The sequence below is a fragment of the Streptomyces nigra genome (genome assembly GCF_003074055.1).
Taxonomy (GTDB): Bacteria; Actinomycetota; Actinomycetes; order Streptomycetales; family Streptomycetaceae; genus Streptomyces; species Streptomyces nigra.
Window position 1 is genome coordinate 4,831,959 of sequence record NZ_CP029043.1, and the last position, 21,140, is coordinate 4,853,098.

General features: G+C 71.0%; 15 protein-coding genes. 10 read left to right on the forward strand and 5 right to left on the reverse strand.

What is annotated here, in order from left to right; translation table 11 throughout:
* Window positions 1–89: 89 nt before the first annotated feature.
* The 6 genes from DC008_RS22535 (at window position 90) to DC008_RS22560 (ending at window position 6,764) form a co-directional block, all read left to right on the forward strand.
* The gene (locus tag DC008_RS22535) at window positions 90–1,274 is read left to right on the forward strand and encodes a DUF4190 domain-containing protein (protein ID WP_108708506.1); all 1,185 of its coding nucleotides are present in this window, start codon (window positions 90–92) and stop codon (window positions 1,272–1,274) included.
* 147 nt (window positions 1,275–1,421) lie between these two features.
* The gene (locus tag DC008_RS22540; protein WP_055621825.1) at window positions 1,422–2,174 is read left to right on the forward strand and encodes a GntR family transcriptional regulator; all 753 of its coding nucleotides are present in this window, start codon (window positions 1,422–1,424) and stop codon (window positions 2,172–2,174) included.
* 372 nt (window positions 2,175–2,546) lie between these two features.
* Window positions 2,547–2,738, forward strand: a complete 192-nt coding sequence (locus DC008_RS22545; RefSeq protein ID WP_055621826.1) for an SPOR domain-containing protein — start codon at window positions 2,547–2,549, stop codon at window positions 2,736–2,738.
* A gap of 26 nt (window positions 2,739–2,764) precedes the next feature.
* Entirely contained in the window at window positions 2,765–3,163 is a 399-nt protein-coding gene (locus tag DC008_RS22550) for a (deoxy)nucleoside triphosphate pyrophosphohydrolase (protein WP_108708507.1), read from the forward strand.
* A 107-nt stretch (window positions 3,164–3,270) separates the two neighbouring features.
* A complete protein-coding gene (locus DC008_RS22555) occupies window positions 3,271–3,681 on the forward strand; it encodes an ATP-binding protein (RefSeq protein ID WP_108708508.1) in 411 nt (136 codons plus the stop codon).
* Window positions 3,682–3,965: 284 nt separating this feature from the next.
* Entirely contained in the window at window positions 3,966–6,764 is a 2,799-nt protein-coding gene (locus tag DC008_RS22560; RefSeq protein ID WP_108708509.1) for a SpoIIE family protein phosphatase, read from the forward strand.
* A 249-nt stretch (window positions 6,765–7,013) separates the two neighbouring features.
* Here DC008_RS22560 and DC008_RS22565 read toward each other — a convergent pair whose 3' ends face one another.
* The 5 genes from DC008_RS22565 to DC008_RS22585 form a co-directional block, all read right to left on the reverse strand.
* The gene (locus DC008_RS22565; RefSeq protein WP_244221402.1) at window positions 7,014–8,603 is read right to left on the reverse strand and encodes a hypothetical protein; all 1,590 of its coding nucleotides are present in this window, start codon (window positions 8,601–8,603) and stop codon (window positions 7,014–7,016) included.
* A gap of 67 nt (window positions 8,604–8,670) precedes the next feature.
* A complete protein-coding gene (locus DC008_RS22570; protein WP_108708511.1) occupies window positions 8,671–9,441 on the reverse strand; it encodes a succinate dehydrogenase/fumarate reductase iron-sulfur subunit in 771 nt (256 codons plus the stop codon).
* Window positions 9,438–11,381 carry a fumarate reductase/succinate dehydrogenase flavoprotein subunit gene (locus DC008_RS22575; protein ID WP_108708512.1) on the reverse strand — a complete coding sequence of 648 codons (1,944 nt, stop codon included), beginning with the start codon at window positions 11,379–11,381 and terminating at the stop codon, window positions 9,438–9,440. The genes DC008_RS22570 and DC008_RS22575 overlap by 4 nt, the downstream gene beginning before the upstream one ends.
* 20 nt (window positions 11,382–11,401) lie before the next feature.
* A complete protein-coding gene (locus tag DC008_RS22580) occupies window positions 11,402–12,223 on the reverse strand; it encodes a hypothetical protein (protein WP_055621833.1) in 822 nt (273 codons plus the stop codon).
* A gap of 32 nt (window positions 12,224–12,255) precedes the next feature.
* A complete protein-coding gene (locus tag DC008_RS22585; RefSeq protein ID WP_055621834.1) occupies window positions 12,256–12,546 on the reverse strand; it encodes a hypothetical protein in 291 nt (96 codons plus the stop codon).
* A gap of 352 nt (window positions 12,547–12,898) precedes the next feature.
* On the opposite strand from DC008_RS22585, the gene DC008_RS22590 reads away from it, so the two are divergent.
* The 4 genes from DC008_RS22590 (at window position 12,899) to DC008_RS22605 (ending at window position 21,055) form a co-directional block, all read left to right on the forward strand.
* Entirely contained in the window at window positions 12,899–15,052 is a 2,154-nt protein-coding gene (locus DC008_RS22590; RefSeq protein WP_108708513.1) for an ABC transporter family substrate-binding protein, read from the forward strand.
* Window positions 15,053–15,283: 231 nt separating this feature from the next.
* Window positions 15,284–17,191, forward strand: a complete 1,908-nt coding sequence (gene typA / locus DC008_RS22595) for a translational GTPase TypA (protein ID WP_108708514.1) — start codon at window positions 15,284–15,286, stop codon at window positions 17,189–17,191.
* A gap of 913 nt (window positions 17,192–18,104) precedes the next feature.
* Window positions 18,105–19,136, forward strand: coding sequence for an ABC transporter permease (locus tag DC008_RS22600; protein WP_108708515.1), 1,032 nt, complete (start codon window positions 18,105–18,107; stop codon window positions 19,134–19,136).
* 122 nt (window positions 19,137–19,258) lie between these two features.
* Window positions 19,259–21,055, forward strand: a complete 1,797-nt coding sequence (locus DC008_RS22605) for an ABC transporter substrate-binding protein (RefSeq protein WP_108708516.1) — start codon at window positions 19,259–19,261, stop codon at window positions 21,053–21,055.
* Window positions 21,056–21,140: the final 85 nt, after the last annotated feature.

Consider the following 21,140-nt stretch of genomic DNA (forward strand, 5'->3'; position numbering starts at 1 on the left):
GCCCCCCATGCCGTCCCGGTTCGCGGCGCGCTTACGATGCGCGCAGTCGTACGCCCCGCCCCATCGCCCGAACCAGGAGCACGGTAGCCGTGTCGATACCCCCGCCGCCCGGACCCCAGCAGCCGTACGGGCCACCGGCACCGCCCCACGGGCCGTACGCCGCCGGTCCCGGCTCGCCCTACGGGGCGCCGTACGGTGCCCCCTACGGCCCGTACGGGGCCTTCGGCGGGCAGGCGCCGGTGAACGGTCTCGCGATCGGCTCCCTCGTGCTCGGCATCCTGTGCTTCGTGCCGGCCGTCGGCCTGGTGCTCGGCATCGTCGCGCTCGCGCAGATCCGGCGGAAGGGCGAGCGCGGCAAGGGCATGGCGATCGCCGGTTCGGTGCTGTCCACGGTGGGCCTCGCGCTGTGGGCGCTGACGCTGTCCACCGGTGCCGCCGCCGACTTCTGGGACGGCTTCAAGGGCGCCGCCACCGGGGAGGGCAGCGCCTTCGCGCTGGACAAGGGCGACTGCTTCGACACCCCGGCGGGGAGCCTGGAGGGGGAGACCTTCGACGCCGAGAAGGTGCCCTGCTCCGGTGAGCACGACGGCGAGGTCTTCGCGGTGGTCGAGCTGCCGGACGGCGGCTACCCCGGCGAGGACGAGCTGTCCCGCACGGCCGACGACAAGTGCTACGCGCTGAGCGACGGTTACGCCATGGACACCTGGGGTGTGCCGGACGACGTCGACGTCTACTACTTCATCCCCACCGCGCAGAGCTGGCGGTTCGGCGACCGTGAACTCACCTGCCTGTTCGGCAGCGTCGAGGAGCGCCGGCTGACCGGCTCGCTGCGCGGCGACGCCACGACGCTCGACGCCGACCAGGTCGCCTTCCTGTCCGCGGTCAACGCCGTCGACGCGGTCCTGTACGAGGAGCCGGAGGACCACCCCGACGACGACCTGGGCGCCAATCAGGTCTGGGCGAAGGACGTTGACCGGGTGCTCGGCGAGCAGATCGCGGCGCTGCGCGCGCACGGCTGGTCCGGCACGGCGAAGAAGCCGGTCACCGACCTGGTCGAGGAGATGGAGGACGCCCGCAAGGAGTGGGCACGGGCCGCCGCCGCGAAGGACACGGACACGTACTTCGCGCACTACGACAAGGGCTACGCGTACGTCGACGGGCCCACGACGGTCACCGCGCGCGAGGCTCTGGGCCTCGACACCACCGTTCCGGAGTACACGGACGACTCCGACAGCGGGGGCGGCGGCGAGGACGCGGGCGATCTCCAGGTGTGAGCGCCGCCATAGCGGGGAGAAAGTGCCTGCGTAAAGCCCCCCGCGGCCACAAGTCATCACATCGAGTGATTCTCTGGCCTTTGCTTGCACAGGACAACGCTTGGTTGCCAGGCTGTTGCTGTCTGTACAACCTGATGGGAGCGGCCAGTGACTTTCGGTGAGCAGCCGGCGTATCTGCGTGTCGCGGGTGATCTCCGTAAGAAGATCGTCGACGGTTCGCTCCCTCCGCACACCCGCCTCCCGTCACAGGCCAGGATCCGCGAGGAGTACGGCGTCTCCGACACCGTCGCCCTGGAGGCGCGCAAGGTGCTGATGGCCGAGGGCCTGGTCGAGGGCCGCTCCGGCTCCGGGACCTATGTGCGCGAGCGGCCCGTGCCCCGCCGTATCGCCCGTTCCGGCTTCCGCCCGCCGAGCGGCGCCACCCCGTTCCGGCAGGAGCAGGCCGACGGGGATGTGCGCGGCACCTGGGAGTCCAGCAGCGAGCAGGCGCTCGCCGGCCGTGCCGTCGCCGAGCGGCTGGCCATCCGGCCCGGCGAGCGCGTGATGTGCACGCGGTATCTGTTCCGGGAGGCGGGCGAGCCCATGATGCTCTCCACCTCCTGGGAGCCCCTCTCCGTCACCGGCCGGACGCCCGTGATGCTGCCCGAGGAGGGGCCGCTCGGCGGCATGGGCGTCGTCGAGCGGATGGCCGCCATCGACGTCGTCGTGGACAACGTCACCGAGGAGGTCGGCGCCCGCCCCGGCCTCGCCGAGGAGTTGCACGCGCTGGGCGGTGTCCCCGGCCATGTGGTCCTCGTCATCCAGCGCACCTACTACGCCTCGGGCCGTCCGGTGGAGACGGCGGACGTGGTGGTCCCGGCCGACCGCTACCGGGTCGCGTACCACCTGCCGGTGAAGTAGCGCGCATGTGCGAGTGAAGAAGCGCGTGTGCGAGTGAAGTAGCGCACACCTCTTGTCCGTTGCCCTGCGCGGACCGGTAACACCCGTCTCCGCGCACTCTGTTGTGCGCTGGACGTTCCCGCAGGTCGGCGCGGGTGTGCGCGGTATGCCCGCGAACGGATGCATTGCCCCCGGCGCACGGCGCGTTCAGCGTCGTGCGCCCCCTTCGGCTTGGCTCATTGCGTACCTCTTTGTGAAAAGCCGTATTCGCTGCGTGAAGGTTAGGCGTAGGCTCGGGCATATGCGGATTGCGGTTTCCTCAGCGGGCGGGGCACGGCACAGGCCGCGAGCGTTAGCCGGGCGGCCGTGGGCGGGAAGGAGCAGTGGGGCGCGATGAACGACAGCACGATCACTCTTCCCTGGCTCGTCGTCCGGCAGGACGACAACGGCAACCGCTATCGCGTGGGCCGGTACGCGACCCGGGCCGAGGCCCAGAAGATCGCGGACAGCCTCGACGGCCGCGGGCACAAGCAGCTGTACTGGGTCGAGCGCATCACGCAGAACGGCGGCGGCGCCGACCGCTGACACCGCGCTCCCGTAGGCTCCGGCGCATGACGGAACGGATCGTGGTCGGCGCCGCGCTGCTGGAGGCGGGCCGTCTGCTCGCCGCACGCCGGAGCGCGCCCGCGGACCTGGCCGGGCGCTGGGAGTTGCCCGGCGGCAAGGTGGAACCGGGCGAGAGGCCGGAGGCGGCCCTCGCCCGCGAACTGCGCGAGGAACTCGGCGTGGACGCCGAGGTGATGGGGCGTGTCCCCGGCGTCTGGCCCCTGCGGGCCCCCTTCGTCCTCCATGTGTGGACCGCCCGGCTGCGGCCCGGCAGCCCGGCGCCGCACCCCCTGCAGGACCACGACGACCTGCGCTGGCTCGACGCCGGCGAGCTGTGGGACGTCGACTGGCTGGACCAGGACGTCCCCGCCGTCCGCGAGGTGGCCCGGCGGCTGACACCCTGACGCACCCCCGCCCTTGACCCGGCCGGCGCGGTACTGACACCTGAATATCGGGTATGTGCCCATTAAACGCATGAAACCGGACATGGAGTGGCTTCGCTGGCTGGGAAGTGATCGGCGTGCTCGACACCGATGGCGACTGCGCCGAATGGACCTTCCCCGCGGAGGCCGGTGCCGTCCGCGCGGCCCGGGACGCCGTGCGCGGCCGGCTGTACGCCTGGGGGCTGGGCGGTCTCGCCGACCTCGCGGCCCTGCTCGTCAGCGAGCTGGTGACCAACTCCCTGCGGCACGCCACCGGTCCCATCGGTGTACGCCTGGTGCGCCCCGACGGGGACGGCGGCGTCCTGCTCGTCGAGGTCTCCGACCCGCTGCCCGATCCACCGCGTCCCCGCGGCGCCGACACCGACGACGAGGGCGGCCGGGGACTCCAGCTCGTCGCGCGCACCTCCCGGCGCTGGGGGACCCGGCCGGGACGCGGCAGCGGCAAGACGGTGTGGTTCGAACTCGCGGTCCCACGCTGACACCCCGTTCCCCACGGTCCGTCAGCGGACGTGCCGGACGCCCTCCGTCCGCGCCCGGACCGCCGGCGGCCGGTTCTGGCCGGTGACGGGTGACCCAAGTCGTGATTCGAGGACGTGTCCGCTGGTTAGAAGACTGGAAGTGTTTCCGCGGCGGGGACCGAAAACCATCGGGACCGTGCTGTGATCGTGAACACCGTGTTGTGGTGGGCCGTAGTGCTGGATACTGCGGGCAGCCGCCGCCGGTGACCGGTGCCGGACGCGGTGAGCTGGAGGGGACGGTTCGCGTGAGCGAGATACCAGCGAAGGCGACGGAGTCCGAGGACTCGTCGAACAGTGGTAGGGCGAGGGCCGCCGGAGATCTCTCCGACGCTCGCGCCTCTCACGGCACACCCGCCTCCGACGGCACATCCGCCTCGCCCGTGCCCGCCCGGTCCGCCGCGGCGGACGCCCGCGACGACCGTGACGCTCGTGACGACCGCGCTGCCCGAGTCGACCGAGACGCCCGCTCGGCCCGCGACCCGCGGGGCCCCGACGCGACCGGCTTCGGTTCCGAGGAGCCGCGCCCCGGCGAGCCGCTGTGGCAGAGCAAGCCGCCCGGCTCGATCTACGACTACATCAAGGTCGCGTCCTTCTCCATCGGCCCCGACGGCCTGGTCGACCAGTGGAGTCTGCGCGCCGAGCAGGTCTTCGGCATCCCCGCCGAACGCGCGGTCGGCATGGACCCCATCGAGGCGTTCATCGACCCCGACCTGCGCGCACAGGGCCAGCGCAAGATGGCGGAGATCCTGGACGGGCGTGAGTGGACCGGTGTGGTCCCCTTCCGGGTGCCGGACGACTCCGACGAAGGCGGCCGGGGCAAGGACGGCCTCGCCGAGGTGTACGTCATGCCGACGCGCACCGAGGAGGGGGAGAAGGCCGCCGTCTGCATCGTCGTCGACGTCCGCACCCTGCGCCGGATGGAGACCGACCTCGCCGCCTCGCAGGCAATTTTCGGTCAATCTCCCTTCGGCTTCCTGCTGATCGACACCGATCTGCGGGTGCGCCGCGCCAACCAGCGGTTCGCGTCCCTGTTCGGCGGCACCCCCGACGACCACCGCGGACGGGGCGTCCACGACTATCTCGCCCGGCCCGAGGCGGAACGGGTCGCGGCCACCCTGCGGCGCGTCCTGGAGAGCGGCGACTCCATCACCGACATGCACGTCACCGGCTTCCTGCCCGGGTCCGACGAGCGCCGCCACTGGTCCGTCAACCTCTACCGGGTGCACAGCGGAAGCGGCCGGCCCATCGGCATCGCCTGGCTGGGCATCGACATCACCGCCCGGCGCGCCGCCGCCCGCGAGGCCGCCGCCGCCCGGCGCAACCTCGCCCTGCTGAACGACGCCGGCGCGCGCATCGGCAACTCCCTCGACCTGGAGACCACGGCCCGCGAACTCCTCGACGTCGTCGTGCCCGGCTTCTGCGACCTCGCCACCGTCGACCTGTACCAGGGCCTGCTGGCCGGCGACGAGACCCCGCCCGGCCTCGCCGACGGCAGCGCCGAACTGCGCCGCGTCGCCTTCTCCAGCGCCGTCTCCGACGCGCCCTTCGTGGGCGGCGGCGCCGAGGTCGCCGTCGGCGCCGTGCACCACTACCCGTTCAACTCGCCCTGCGCGGACGCCCTGCGCACCGCCCGGGTGCAGCATGTGCCCGGCGAGGACGGCGGCCTGGTGCAGTCCACGCTCGCCGTGCCGATGGTCGCCCACGACACCGTCGTCGGACTCGCCCAGTTCGCCCGGACCAAGGGCAGCGAGCCGTTCGGCGACCGCGACCGCGAACTCGCCGTGGAACTCGCCGCCCGCGCGGCCGTCTGCATCGACAACGCCCGCCTCTACCGCCGCGAACACGAACGCGCCCTGATACTGCAGCGGTCGCTGCTGCCGCCGGGCGACCCGGTCGCCGCCGGACTCGACATCGCCTGCCGCTATCTGCCCGGCAACTCCTCCGCGGACCGGCACAGCGAGGTGGGCGGCGACTGGTTCGACGTCATCGAACTCCCCGGGCACCGCACCGCGCTGGTCGTCGGCGACGTGATGGGGCGCGGGCTGCGCGCCGCCGTCGCGATGGGCGAACTGCGCTCCGCCGTACGGACGCTGGCGCTGCTGGACCTCGAACCGGCCGAGGTGCTCTCCGCGCTGGACGAGATCGCGCGCGGTCTCGGCGCCCCCGGCGGAGTCCAGCAGGCCACCCGCGCGGCGCGCCGGCCCCGGGAGGCGGACCTCTCCGAGGTGTACCTCGCGACCTGTGTGTACGCGGTGTACGACTCCGTGACCCGGCGCTGCACCTTCGCCAACGCCGGCCATCTCCCGCCGGTCCTCGTCGAGCCCGGCGAGGACGCGCTGATGCTGGACGTGCCACCCGGGATGCCGCTCGGCGTCGGCGGCGAGCCGTTCGAGGAGGTGGAGGTCGAACTCCCCGAGGGCGCGCTGCTGGCCCTCTACACGGACGGACTGGTCGAGTCCCGCGACCATCCCCTGGACGAGGGCCTGCAGGCCTTCGTCGGGGCGCTCACCGACCCGACACGCCCCCTGGAGGACGTCTGCGACCACGTCCTCAACACCCTCGACACCCATCACGGCGAGGACGACATCGCGCTGCTGATGGCCCGCGTCCAGGGCCTGCCCGCCGACTCGGTCGGCGACTGGACCCTGCCGCGCGAGCCGCGCAGCGTGGGCCGCGCCCGCGAGTTCGCGCGCACCCGGCTGCGGTCCTGGGACCTGGAGGCCCTGGCCGACACCACCGAACTCCTCGTCAGCGAACTGGTCACCAACGCCCTGCGCTACGGCGAGGGCGAGATCAGACTCCGGCTGCTGCTGGACCGCACACTGGTGTGCGAGGTCTGGGACTCCGGCCTGGTCCAGCCGCGCCGCCGCCGCGCCCGGGACACGGACGAGGGCGGCCGCGGCCTCCAGCTGGTCGGCCTGCTCAGCGCGGCCTGGGGCTCCCGCCGCACCCCGCGCGGCAAGACGGTCTGGTTCGAACTCCCGCTCCCCGACGGCGAAACGACCCTGACCGACCCGGCGGAGGCCCTGCTGAGCCTCTTCTGATCCCGTCCGCCCCCCACTCCGGCACACCCGACTCGGGGCGCCGGGGTGGGGATGCGCGCCGGGCGCCTGCTCAGGCCTCCGTCCGTGAGTGCTCGGCCGCGTTCACGACTGCCGGCGGGAGGCGACGGGGTGCCGGGCGCCCGGCCGTCCCGCGCGGGGACGTCACTCGCGCTGGTCCATCTCGCGACGGCGGGTCGTGCTGCCCGGGGGCGTGGCTCGGCGGCGGTGCGCTCCCGAGCCACGCCCCGGTCACCGTGGCTCGTCCGCCTCGCGGCGGCGGTCGGAGGTCCGGGGGCCGCCGTAGCTCGGCGGGTGGGGGAGCAGGCCGCCCAGGAAGGCCGCCGTCTGATCGGGGGTGGGCTCGGGCGGGTGGCCGTGCAGACGGAGGTCCTGGTCGGCCAGATCCCGGGCCTCCTCGGCGAGTTCGTCGGCCGCCACCAGGTCGTCCAGGTTCTCCGTGCCGCCCCGGCGCCGCGCCTCCGCCAGCCTGGTGCGGGCCCCGCGCCCCACCACCGCCCGGTGCGTCGCGACGACGTCGTCCGCCCCGGCGACGGCGGCCCGCGCGCAGAGCGCGGCGGCGGCCGGGAGCACGCCGGCCCGCCCGGCGGCCACGGGTGCCACCGCCCGGACGATCCGGCGCAGCAGGCCGAGCGGGTCGTACGGCCGTCCCGAGGCCAGCTCCTGCCGTACGCCCGCCAGCACGACGTCGGCGTGACCGGTCCGGGCCCGCAGCTCGCCCGGTGTGATGTCCGGGTGGGCGCTGGGCCGGCCGTCGAGGGCCTGCCGGGCGCCGGCGATCTCCGTCTCCGCGCCGGTCAGGGCGGCCGGGACCAGCTCAGCCGCCGCGGCCAGGTCCTCGCGGAGGCGTTCCACGCCGTCGATGAGCACCTCGGCCTGGGCGATGGCGCCCTCCGCGGCCCGCAGCCGGCTCGCCGCCCGGCCGACGTCACCGGCGTCGGCGGCCTGCCGGGCCAGGTTCAGCCGGGTCGTCGCGAACACCAGGCGGTCCTTGGCCTGTTCGACGTTCCCCACCGCGGGGGCGGACGCCGTGGGGGCGTGGCGCTCGGCGAGTTCGGCGAGGGCCGCGTCGGCACCCCCGGTCCGCGCGGTCAGCCCCCGGAAGCGGCCCTCCGCGACCGCCAGAGCGGCCCCCAGCCCACCGCCGGGCCCCTCCTCGAGGCCCCGCAGCGTGTCGAGGGCGGCGGCCCGTACGTCCAGCAGCCGCCCGGCCTCCTCGCACCGCCCGACGATCCCCGCCAGCGCGTGCCGGCGGGACGCGCCCTCCTCGGGCACGCCGTGCTCGTACTGCCAGCGGATATGGAACGCCGCCGCCAGCTCGGTCCCGGCCTCCCGCACCGCCCGCCGGACGTCCTCGAACTCCTCCGGCGCCCCGGCCTCCTCGAACCGTGCCTCGGCGAAGGCGAGCTCCTCGCTGCTGACCCGTACCCAGTCGTCCGCGTGGACCAGCGCGTCCCGGGCCCGCTCGTCCAGCTCCTCGTCGGGCGGCTCCCCGGTCGTCACCGGCGCCCCGCCGGGTGTCGTACGGCCCGTCGTCCGCCGTCTGCGCCGCCAGAAGCCGTAGCTCGCCAGCACGCCCGCCGCGGCCACGGCGATCATGGGGAGCACCAGGTCGGTGGTGTGCGCCCCGCGGTCCTCCCGCTGTCCGAGCGCGCCCGCCACCGGGCGGTGCGGTCCGCCGGCCACCGCCCCGCCGGACGCCGTCCCGGGCAGCACCAGCCACGCCACCCCGACCAGGGCGCCCAGCAGGGCGTGCAGCACGCGCGCGGGTATGTGCGCACGGGCGCGCCGCGGCCGGCCCCGGATCAAGGATGACGTCACATTTCGGAGCGTATGAGCAGGAATGCACCCGCGCGACCCGGGGTGCGTCAGGGGAGGTGCGGGCCCGCTACGAGGTCCGCCTTCTGATCTTCGACCCCAGCCACACCAGCGGGTCGTACTTGCGGTCCACGGCCCGTTCCTTCAGCGGGATCAGCGCGTTGTCCGTGATCCTGATGCCCTCGGGGCAGACCTCGGTGCAGCACTTGGTGATGTTGCAGTACCCGAGCCCGTGCTCGTCCTGCGCTGTTCTCTTGCGGTCGAGTCCGCTCTCGGCCGCCGCGTCCAGCGGGTGCATGTCCAGCTCGGCGACGCGCATGAGGAAGCGGGGACCGGCGAAGGCCGGTTTGTTCTCCTCGTGGTCGCGCACCACATGGCAGGTGTCCTGGCACAGGAAGCACTCGATGCACTTGCGGAACTCCTGCGAGCGGTCCACGTCCTCCTGCATCATCCGGTACTCGCCGGGCCCCACGCCCTCCGGCGGCACGAAGGCCGGGACCTGCCGGGCCTTCTCGTAGTTGAAGCCGACGTCCGTGACCAGGTCCCGTACGACGGGGAAGGCCCGCAGCGGGGTGACCGTGATCGTCTCCTCGCGGTCGAACACCGACATCCGGGTCATGCACATCAGCCGGGGCCGCCCGTTGATCTCGGCGGAGCACGACCCGCACTTGCCCGCCTTGCAGTTCCAGCGGACGGCCAGATCGGGCGCCTGGGTGGCCTGGAGGCGGTGGATGATGTCGAGGACGACCTCGCCGTCGTTCACCTCGACCCGGAAGTCCTCCAGGTCCCCGCCCCCGACATCGCCGCGCCACACCTTGAAGCGGGCCTCGTAGCTGCTCACTGGTAGAGCTCCTCTTCGGCGAGGTACTTGACCAGCTCCTCCTTCTCGAAGAGGGCGAGCAGGTCCTGGCGGACGGGTTCGGTGGTCTCCCGGACGAGGTCGATCTGGCCGCTCTCGGGGTCGGTGGCCGCGAGGCCGCCCGTCGGGTCGGCCAGCCGGCACAGCAGGTTGACGTTGCGCCAGCGGCGGTCCATCTCCGGATGGTCCTCACGGGTGTGGCCGCCGCGGGACTCGGTGCGCTCCAGCGCCGCCCGCGCCACGCACTCGCTGACCAGCAGCATGTTCCGCAGGTCCAGCGCGAGGTGCCAGCCCGGGTTGAACTGCCGGTGCCCCTCGACCCCGGCCCGGTGGGCCCGTACCCGCAGCTCGGCGAGCTTCTCCAGCGCCTGCTCCATCTCGGCCTCGCGCCGGATGATGCCGACCAGGTCGTTCATGGCCTGCTGGAGCTCCTGGTGCAGGGTGTACGGGTTCTCCGGCGGCCGTCCGGCGTCCACGGACCCGGCCGGGCCCTCCGCCGAGAAGGGCCGCAGCGCCTCCGCCGCCGCGCTGTCGATCTGGGGGTCGCTGACGCCAGGGCGCTCGAACGCCTGCGCCGCCGCGTGCTCGGCGGCGTGCCAGCCCGCCCGGCGGCCGAAGACCAGCAGGTCGGAGAGCGAGTTGCCGCCGAGCCGATTGGAGCCGTGCATCCCGCCGGCGACCTCACCGGCAGCGAACAGCCCCGGCACCCCGCGGGCCGCCGCCGTGTCCGAGTCGACCGCGATACCGCCCATGACGTAGTGGCAGGTCGGCCCGACCTCCATCGGCTCGGCGGTGATGTCGACGTCCGCCAGCTCCTTGAACTGGTGGTACATCGACGGCAGCCGGCGCTTGATGACCTCCGCCGGCATCCGGGTGGACACGTCCAGGAAGACCCCGCCGTGCGGCGAGCCCCGGCCCGCCTTCACCTCGGCGTTGATCGCGCGGGCCACCTCGTCGCGGGGGAGCAGCTCGGGAGGGCGCCGGTTGTTGTCCGGGTCCTCGTACCAGCGGTCGCCCTCCTCCTCCGACTCGGCGTACTTCTCCTTGAAGACGTCCGGGACGTAGTCGAACATGAACCGCTTGCCCTCGGAGTTGCGCAGCACCCCGCCGTCGCCGCGCACCGACTCGGTGACCAGGATGCCCTTCACGGACGGCGGCCAGACCATGCCCGTCGGATGGAACTGCACGAACTCCATGTTGAGCAGCGGCGCCCCGGCGAGCAGCGCGAGCGCGTGCCCGTCGCCCGTGTACTCCCAGGAGTTCGACGTCACCTTGAAGGACTTGCCGATGCCGCCGGTCGCGATGACCACGGACGGGGCCTCCAGGACGAAGAAGCGGCCGGTCTCCCGCTCGTAGGCGAAGACCCCGGAGACGCGGCGGCCGTCCTTGAGGATCCGGGTGACCGTGCACTCCTGATAGACCTTCAGCCGGGACTCGTAGTCCCCGGTCTCCTTCTTGTCCTCCTGCTGGAGGGAGACGATCTTCTGCTGGAGGGTGCGGATCAGCTCCAGACCGGTGCGGTCGCCGACGTGCGCGAGACGCGGGTACTCGTGCCCGCCGAAGTTGCGCTGCGAGATCCGGCCGTCCTTCGTCCGGTCGAAGAGCGCGCCCCAGGTCTCCAGCTCCCACACCCGCTGCGGCGCCTCCTGGGCGTGCAGCTCGGCCATCCGCCACTGGTTGAGGAACTTGCCGCCGCGCATGGTGTCGCGGAAGTGCACCTTCCAGTTGTCGTGCTCGTTGGCGTTGGCCATGGCCGCCGCGATACCGCCCTCGGCCATCACGGTGTGCGCCTTGCCGAACAGCGACTTGCAGATCACGGCTGTACGGGCGCCCCGCTCCCGTGCCTCGATCGCCGCGCGGAGGCCGGCGCCCCCGGCACCGACCACGACGACGTCCCACTCCTGCCGGTCGACCACGGACATGTGTTCAGTCCCCACCAAATCTAGAAGAAGCGCGGATCGTCGAAGACCCCGGACGCGACGAGATAGACGTAGAAGTCGGCGAGCGCGACGCTCACCAGCGACGCCCAGGCGAGCTGCATGTGGCGGGCGTTGAGCCGCCCGATCCACTGCCACATGCGGTAGCGCACGGGGTGCTTGGAGAAGTGCTTGAGCTTGCCGCCGACGATGTGCCGGCAGGAGTGGCAGGAGAGGGTGTACGCCCAGATCAGCACGATGTTGGCGAGGAAGACGAGGGTGCCGAGGCCCATGTGGCCCCAGGCGTAGTCCTCGTCACGGAAGGCGAGCACCGTGTCGTACGTGAGGATGCCGGCGACCAGCAGCGCCGCGTAGAAGAAGTACCGGTGGACGTTCTGCAGGATCAGCGGGAAGCGGGTCTCACCGGAGTACTTCTTGTGCGGCTCCGCGACCGCGCAGGCGGGGGGCGACATCCAGAAGCCCCGGTAGTACGCCTTGCGGTAGTAGTAGCAGGTCAGCCGGAAGCCCAGCGGGAAGATCAGGATGATGATCGCCGGCGAGATCCCCCACCAGCTCCCGAAGAGCTCCCAGTTCGGCCCGCCGCGCATCGGTTCGCAGTTCTCCGCGAGGCAGGGCGAGTAGAAGGGGGACACGTACGGTGCCGCGTAGTAGTCCGCGTTGGCGAAGGCCCGCCAGGTCGAGTACACGATGAACGCCAGCAGACCGGCCGCGGTGGCGGCGGGGGCCAGCCACCAGCGGTCGGTCCGCAGGTGCGGGGCGTCGATCGCGGCGCGGGTACCGGTGTGTACGCCGCCGCTGTTCAGATGGGGTTCCGTACCAGTGGCCAATGCATGACTCCGGTCGGGTGAGGGGGGACGGATCAGGGGGCGCGGCGGTCCCGGGCGCCGAGACCCTCGTCGTCCGTGTCGATCCACAGCGAGTCGTCGTACGGCGTGTCGGGGATGGTGACGAGCTCCGGCTTGCGCGGGGCGGACGGGCTCGCCGCGGCCTCCCGCAGCAGTGCGACGCTCTCGCGCAGATGGTTGGCGTCGGTGCGCACGCGGCGCATCTCCAGCCCCGCCGTGCCCAGCTGCTTCTCCAGGCGGCCGACGGACCGGGCCAGGTCGTCCAGACAGCGCTGGACGGCGATCAAATCGTCGTGCACGGACATGACGTGACCTCACTTCCGTGGGCCCTGCGGCCCTGGGTGGCAACGTTCATGCGCCTGCGAGTGTTGCGCGTCACACCTGCCTCTGTGAAGGCGTGTGCAGCGATTGGCGTATTGCGCGCCATGGACGCGCGCTCGCACGCGCTCTGTGTGCGCCGGTGGATCGAAGGAGTGTGCGGGGCGCTGTGCTCCGCACGGGTGGCCTTGAGCGCCCCCGGCGCCGTGTCGGCTCCGGCTGGCGAACCCTTTCCTCTTCAGTGGGGTGCCGTAGATCTGATCAGCACCAAAATACCGCCAAACGTGATCAGAACGCACTAATTGTCACCGGCGGGAGCCGCTCCCCGGAGGTACGCAGATGTCCCATGACGGTGTCGGAACCAGGCCCGGCCGCGGCTCGGTCATGCGCGCGGCCGCCTTCCTCACCGCGGGAGTGCTGGCGCTGCCGGTGCTCTCCGGCTGCAGCGACCCGGACCCGGCGGGCAAGCCGCTGGCCGGCCAGGACATCGCCCCGGCCGCCCGGGCGCGGATCGCCGACGGCGGCACCCTGCGCTGGGCGGTCGACACCGTGCCGGAGACGCTGAACACCTTCCAGTCGGACGCCGACGCCACCACGTCCCGGATCGCCCAGGCCACGCTGCCCTCGATGTACCGGCTCGACGAGAGCGGGCGCCCCGAGCGCAACGAGGCGTATCTGGAGTCCGCCAAGGTCGTCGAGACCGAGCCCAAGCAGGTCGTGCTGTACAAGCTCAACCAGCAGGCCGTCTGGAGCGACGGCCGGGAGATCGGCGCCGCCGACTTCGCCGCCCAGTGGCGGGCGCTGTCCGGCAAGGACAGCGCCTACTGGACCGCCCGCAACGCCGGCTACGACCGCATCCAGAAGATCGAACGCGGCGACAACGACCTGGAGGTGCGGGTCACCTTCGCCCGCCCCTACGCCGACTGGCAGTCGCTGTTCTCGCCGCTGTACCCGAAGGAGGTCATGGGCACGCCGGACTCCTTCAACGACGGGGCGCGGCGCAAGCTCAAGGTCAGCGCCGGCCCGTTCACCGTGCGCAAGATCGACCGCAAGGGCGACGAGATCCGGCTCACCCGCAATCCCCGCTGGTGGGGCGAGCCCGCCAAGCTGAACGAGATCGTGCTGCGCGCCGTCCCCCGCGACGAGCGGGCCGCCGAACTGGCCGCCGGACGCCTCGACCTCGCCGACGTCGACCCGGCCGCCGCCCGGCGCATCGCGATCGCCGCCCCGCGCCCCGAGAACCCCTCGGCCGGCCCGTCCGGCACCCCGCTGATGGGCCCCGACCTGCGCAAGCTGACCTCCGTGCAGCGCAAGGACAAGGAGCGGTTCCACGGCTTCGAGGTCCGCAAGTCCCTCGAGCCCGCCTACACCCAGCTCGCCCTCAACGGCGGCGGCGACGGCCCGCTCGCCGACGAGCGGGTGCGCCGGGCCGTGGCCCGCGCCCTGGACCGGGAGAAGATCGCCGAAACGGTCCTGCGGCCGCTCGGACTGCCCGCCGAGCCGGTCGGCAGCCACCTCGCGCTGTCCGGACAGGCCGCGTACGCCGACAACAGCGGGGCGATCGGCGGCCAGGACACCGCCGAGGCACAGGCCCTCCTCGCGGACGCCGGCTGGGTGCCGGGCGGCCCCGTGAAGGAGAAGAAGAAGGGGGAGAAGGCCGCCGGCAGCGAGGCCGACAAGACCGGCAAGAAGGAGGGAGGGAAGGAGGAGGAGAAGGACTCCGAGTCGAAGACGGACAAGAAGACGGACAAGAAGTCCGACGACGGCACCTACATCGTCGGCGACGACAACAAGGGTGCCGACGAGCAGGACAGCCGGCCGCTCGCCCAGGACGGCAAGCAGTACGGCGGCAAGCAGCTGTCCGGCGGGGCGCCCGGCGCGTACGCCCCGCAGGGCACGGCCGCTCCCGCCGCCGCGACCCGGCAGCTCGCCAAGGACGGCAAGGCGCTGACACTGCGGTTCGTCGTGCCGGACGGCGAGGGGTCGGGGACCCTGCGCACGGTGGCGGACCGGATCGGCCACATGCTGAAGCGGGTCGGCATCCGCACCGAGATCACCAAGGTCTCGGACGAGAGCTACTTCAAGGACCACATCGCGTCCGGCCAGTACGACCTCGCCCTCTACTCCTGGCCGGCCTCCGCCTTCCCCGCGACCGACGCCCGGCCGATCTACGCCAAGCCGGTCCCGGCCGCCGACGGCTCCCTGAACGTCGAGCAGAACTACACCCGGGTCGGCACCGACCAGGTCGACCAGCTCTTCGAGCAGGCGGTCAGCACACTCGACGAGTCCGAGTCCCGCTCCCTGATCCGCAAGGCGGACTCCCGTATCTGGGCCGCGGCCGGCTCGATCCCCCTCTACCAGCGTCCCCAGCTGACGGCCGCGCGCAGCAACCTCGCCAACGCCGGCGCCTTCGGGTTCGGCGCCCCGGTCTTCGAGGACATGGGCTTCCTGAAGAAGGGTGCCGCGGGCCAGCCGGCCCCCTCGGCGTCGTAGCCGATCACAGTCGGAAGCCGCTCACGGGCGCCGCGCGGGCCGAAAGGGGCCCCGCGGCGCCCTTCGCGTGCTCCAAAGGGCGGCTGACCTGCGTCGTCACATCCCGCCAAGCCCCCGCCCCGCAAGCCCCGTACCATGGGGTGAGGCCGTGGCATGTTCCGCCCGGCAGGGCCCGCGTAACACAGACGTACGCAGCAGGGCCGTCCTCACACTCCGGGAGTACGCCGCAATATGGCCACGCGCCACGACATCCGCAACGTCGCCATCGTCGCCCACGTCGACCACGGTAAGACCACCATCGTCGACGGCATGCTGAAGCAGGCCGGTGCCTTCGCCGCCCACCAGCTCGAAGGCGTCGACGACCGCATGATGGACTCGAACGACCTGGAGCGTGAGAAGGGCATCACGATCCTCGCCAAGAACACGGCGGTGAAGTATCACCCCAAGGACGGCGGGGACCCGATCACGATCAACATCATCGACACCCCCGGCCACGCCGACTTCGGTGGCGAGGTCGAGCGCGGTCTGTCGATGGTCGACGGCGTGGTGCTGCTCGTCGACGCCTCCGAGGGCCCGCTCCCGCAGACCCGGTTCGTGCTGCGCAAGGCCCTCCAGGCCCGCCTGCCGATCATCCTCTGCATCAACAAGACGGACCGTCCGGACGCCCGGATCGACGAGGTCGTCAACGAGACCTACGACCTCTTCCTCGACCTGGACGCCGACGAGGAGCAGATCGAGTTCCCGATCGTCTACGCCTGCGGCCGCGACGGCATCGCCTCGCTGACCAAGCCGGCCGACGGCACCGTCCCGGAGGACTCCACCAGCCTGGAGCCGTTCTTCTCGACGATCCTCCAGCACATCCCGGCGCCGACCTACGACGAGGACGCCCCGCTCCAGGCCCACGTCACCAACCTGGACGCCGACAACTTCCTCGGCCGTATCGCCCTGCTGCGCGTCCACCAGGGCGAGCTGAAGAAGGGGCAGACCGTCGCGTGGATGAAGCGCGACGGCTCCGTCACCAACGTGCGCATCTCCGAGCTGATGATGACCGAGGCGCTCACCCGCAAGCCGGCCGAGAAGGCGGGCCCGGGTGACATCTGCGCGGTCGCCGGCATCACGGACATCATGATCGGCGAGACGCTGGCCGACCCGGAGAACCCGGTCCCGCTGCCGCTCATCACGGTCGACGAGCCCGCGATCTCCATGGTCATCGGCACCAACACCTCCCCGCTGGTCGGCCGTGGCGGCACCGGCAAGGGCGCCGACGCGAAGGCGGCCGTCAAGGACCGCAAGGTCACCGCCCGCCAGGTCAAGGACCGCCTGGACCGCGAGCTGATCGGCAACGTCTCGCTCCGCGTCCTGGACACCGAGCGCCCCGACGCCTGGGAGGTCCAGGGCCGCGGCGAGCTGGCGCTGGCCATCCTGGTCGAGCAGATGCGCCGTGAGGGCTTCGAGCTGACCATCGGCAAGCCGCAGGTGGTCACCAAGGAGGTCGACGGCAAGACCTACGAGCCCGTCGAGCGCATGACCATCGACGTGCCCGAGGAGCACATGGGCGCCGTCACGCAGCTCATGGGTGTCCGCAAGGGCCGGATGGACAACATGTCCAACCACGGCTCGGGCTGGGTGCGCCTGGAGTTCGTCGTGCCCTCCCGCGGTCTGATCGGCTTCCGTACCGAGTTCCTGACCCAGACCCGCGGCACCGGTATCGCGCACTCGATCCACGAGGGCCACGAGCCCTGGTTCGGGACGCTGACGACCCGTAACAACGGCTCCCTGGTCGCCGACCGCTCCGGCGCCGTCACCGCGTTCGCGATGACGAACCTTCAGGAGCGCGGCGTGCTGTTCGTCGAGCCCGGCACCGAGGTGTACGAGGGCATGATCGTCGGCGAGAACTCCCGCGCCGACGACATGGACGTCAACATCACCAAGGAGAAGAAGCTCACCAACATGCGGTCGTCCACGGCCGATGTGGCCGAGTCGATCGTCCCGCCGCGCAAGCTGTCGCTGGAGCAGTCCCTGGAGTTCTGCCGCGACGACGAGTGCGTCGAGGTGACCCCGGAGGCCGTCCGCATCCGCAAGGTGAACCTGGACGCCCGCGAGCGCGCCCGCGCCGCGAGCCGCGCCAAGCACGGCTGACGTACGTCCCGACGGCGCCGGGCGCCCCCTGCCGGGGGTGTCCGGCGCCGTCGTGCGTCCGGGGCCGGTGAGAGGCGTACGTGAACGGCATAGGGAAAACCCTTGAATCCGATGTGAGATGCCGGAGAACGGGACAGGTCGCACTATCCTGCCCGCAAGCAGAGGCGGTGCGACTGCCGGTAACCGCGGGTCCGGTGACGCACCGTGCCGGTCCTCGCGGCCGGCGTGTGGCGGGTGGCACAGCACCCCGCGGGCACCCTCCCTTTTCGGCGGGTGAGCGGCAACCCATTTTCGAGACGGGCGTCCGCTATACGGACGGCCAGCTCCGATAGATGTGTAACAAGTCCGTTTCGTAGTGATCTCTCGCCAAACCCTTTGTCCGGATTTTGGAAGGCCTGGCCCCTATCTGTGATCGAACCGAGACCTCGAGACTGTGGTTCGTCGTGTGGCCGATGGCAGATAGTTAGGCGCGTAGAGCTCGTCTGAACGGGTCACGCGCTGACTGCGCCGACTCTCGAGCGCGGGGGGCACCTGACGACTTTCGGCACCGGAACGGGACCGAAAGGTGTCGTGTGCCTCTCTTTGCGGTGAACCAGCGGATTCATGAGGAGGAACCCATGCGAGGTGCCACAAGCGCCATATGGGTCGCGTCGTCCCCGATGGCAGGTGTAGGCCCCGCGGGTGCGCTCAGTGCCGTCACGGTGGTTGCGTTCGCGACGCGGCGTCGCGAACTTCCTTGACGACTCGTTCCGTTGGCCGGCCCCCAGCCGGTCGCGAGCCAGGGTTCCCCCAGGGGCGGCCGACGCCCCTCCGTCGTTGTTCCCCCTCGCGCGCTGCGGATACGTACGCCGTGCGAAGGCCGCCGGGCCAGTGTTCCTCCCCGGTGACCTCCAACCTGTGAAATGGACGAATCATGACGAGTCCAATCGAGCTTGAGGGTGTTGACACCTCCTCCGCCTTGGACAAAGAGAGCGCGTCACCGAGCAAGGCCGAGGAGCCGAAGAAGCTCGCGGGGCGCAGCCCCAGCCAGTTGATGTGGGCGCGGTTCAAGCGCGACCGGACCGGCGTGGTGTCCGCTTTCGTCGTCCTGTTCTTCTTCTTGATCGCCGCCGCCGCGCCGCTGATCGCGAAGGTCTACGGCAAGGACCCGTACACGCTGTACGGCCAGGACAGGCCCGAGCTTCTGGACATGTTCACCATGCCCGCGAAGCCCGCCGGAGGTATCGACGGCGAGTTCTGGTTCGGCATCGAGCCGGGCCTCGGCCGTGACGTCCTCACGCAGCTGATCTACGGCATCCGGACCTCGCTGGCCACCGCCCTCGCCGCGACGCTCATCATGACCATCCTGGGTGTGCTGATCGGCCTCGCCGGCGGCTACTTCGGCGGCCGTATCGACTACTGGCTCGGCCGGATGACCGACTTCTTCATGGCGCTGCCCAGCCAGCTGTTCTTCGTCGCCGCGATGCCGGTCATCACCACGGTGTTCGTGGCCCCCGACGAGGAGACGCCCACTTACGTGCGGACCAGCGCGATCATCATCGTGCTGTCCTTCCTGGGCTGGATGAGCATGGCGCGTATCGTCCGCGGCGCCACGCTGTCGCTGCGCGACCGCGAGTTCATCGAGGCCGCCCGGATCTCCGGTGCCTCGCCCTGGCGGATCATCCGCAAGGAGCTTCTGCCCAACATCGTCACCCCCACGCTGGTGCAGGCCACCCTGACGCTGCCCAGCACGATCCTCAGCATCGCGTTCCTGTCCTTCGTGGGCGTCGGATACGTCGAACCCACCCCGGACTGGGGCCGGATGTTCGCCATCGGCGCCAACATCGTCGAGCAGGACCCGTACTACATGCTCTTCCCCGGCATCGCCATGGTGATCTTCGTCGTGGCGTTCAACCTCCTGGGCGACTCGGTACGGGACGCCTTCGACCCCAAGACGGGACGCTGACCCTCCTCGGGCCATCTCCCACCCTCCCCCCACACTCCCGCTCGGCCGGCCCCGGCGCCGTACGGCACCGTCCGGCCCAGTACCAGCAGTGCTCACTACTCACAGGCAGGTGGATCGTCTCCATGAGCATCTTCCGTAACCGCGCCGCTTCGGCCGCCATAGTCGCGGTCGCCGCGGGCGCCCTGACCCTCACCGCCTGCGGCGGGGGCGGCGGTGGCTCCAGCAAGGACAACAGCAAGACCAAGGACGATGCCAAGGCGCAGTCCAAGCCGGTGCAGATCGGTGACGCGAAGGCGTCGACCGGTCCGGCTCCCGCGGTCCCCGGTGCCAAGCCCGGCGGCGTCGCGACCGTGTACCAGGAGGCCGACTTCTCCCACCTGGACCCGGGCCAGATCTACGTCTCCGACGGCAAGCTGCTCAGCCGTCTGATCTTCCGCGGCCTGACCCAGTACGACGAGGACGACCAGGGCAACCTGACCGTCGTGGGCGACCTCGCCACCGACGCGGGCAAGGTCTCGGACGGCGGCAAGACCTGGACCTACACCCTCAAGGACAACCTGAAGGACGAGAACGGCAACCCGATCAACTCGGCGGACATCCGCCACACGGTCGAGCGCCTGTACGCGTCCTACATCACGGACGGCCCGACCTACCTGCAGCAGGCGCTGTCGGGTGCCGGCACCACCTACCGCAAGGCCTACCCGGGTCCGGACAAGGGCAAGCACCTGCCGAAGACCGTCCTGGACACCCCGGACGACAAGACGATCGTCTTCCACTTCAAGGAGGCCCAGGTCGACCTCCCGCAGATGCTGACCATGCCCGGTTACAGCGTCGTGCCCGAGGAGACGGACACCAAGGAGAAGTACGACAACGACCCGGTCGCCCTGGGTCCGTACAAGATCGCCGACTTCAAGCCCGGCAAGTCCATGAAGCTGGTCAAGAACGACAAGTGGGACCCCAAGTCCGACTCCGTTCGCCACCAGTACGTCGACGGCTTCGACATCGAGATGAACCACGATGACGAGGACCAGACCAAGACGCTGCTCGCCGACCAGGGCGGGGCCAAGAACGCGATGATGTTCACCGGCCAGGTCGCCACCACGCAGCTGCAGCAGGTCGTGGGCAACAAGGCCGCGATGAAGCGCACCATCCAGGGCTACGCGCCGTACGTGTGGCAGCTCAACTTCAACCTCGACCGCGTCAAGGACAAGAAGCTGCGCGACGCGATCACCCTCGCGCTGCCCTCCGCCTCGGTCTTCAAGGCCGACGGTGGCGCCTACGGCGGTGAGGTCGCCAACTCCCTGATGTCGCCCACCACCCCGGGCTACGACGAGGCGTTCGACCCGTTCAACCGCAAGGGCAAGCCGAACGGTGACATCGAGGCCGCCAAGAAGCTCATCAAGGAGGGCGGCTTCGAGGGCAAGAAGCTCGTCTACGCCTACGGCAACACCCCGGTCCGCCAGCAGCAGGCCGTGCTGATCGCCACCGCCCTGGAGAAGATCGGTCTCGACATCCAGAAGAAGGAGATCGACTCCGCCACCTGGTACGAGCAGGTCGGCAAGGTCAAGAACGGCTACGACCTGTACATGACCGGTTGGGGTCAGGACTGGCCGTCGGCGTCCACCGTCTTCCCGCCGCTGTACGACGGCAAGCAGATCCAGGACGGTGCGTCGAACTACTCGCACATCAACGACCCGAAGGTCAACTCGGAGATCGAGCGGATCGCGAAGATCACCGACACGACCGAGGCCACCAAGGCCTGGGCCGAGCTGAACGAGTACATCTCCAAGGAAGTCAACCCGGCCGCGCCGATCTACTACACCAAGGTCTTCCAGATCTTCGGTTCGAACATCGGCGGCATCCGCTACAGCTCGGACTCGAGCTACGTGGACGTCACCCGCGTCTTCCTGAAGAAGTAACCCGCCAGGTCGGGGCGACGGTGGTGGGCGCGCGGCGGAGCGCCCACCACCCGTCCCCACCCCCCTGCCAGACCCCCTTCGATTG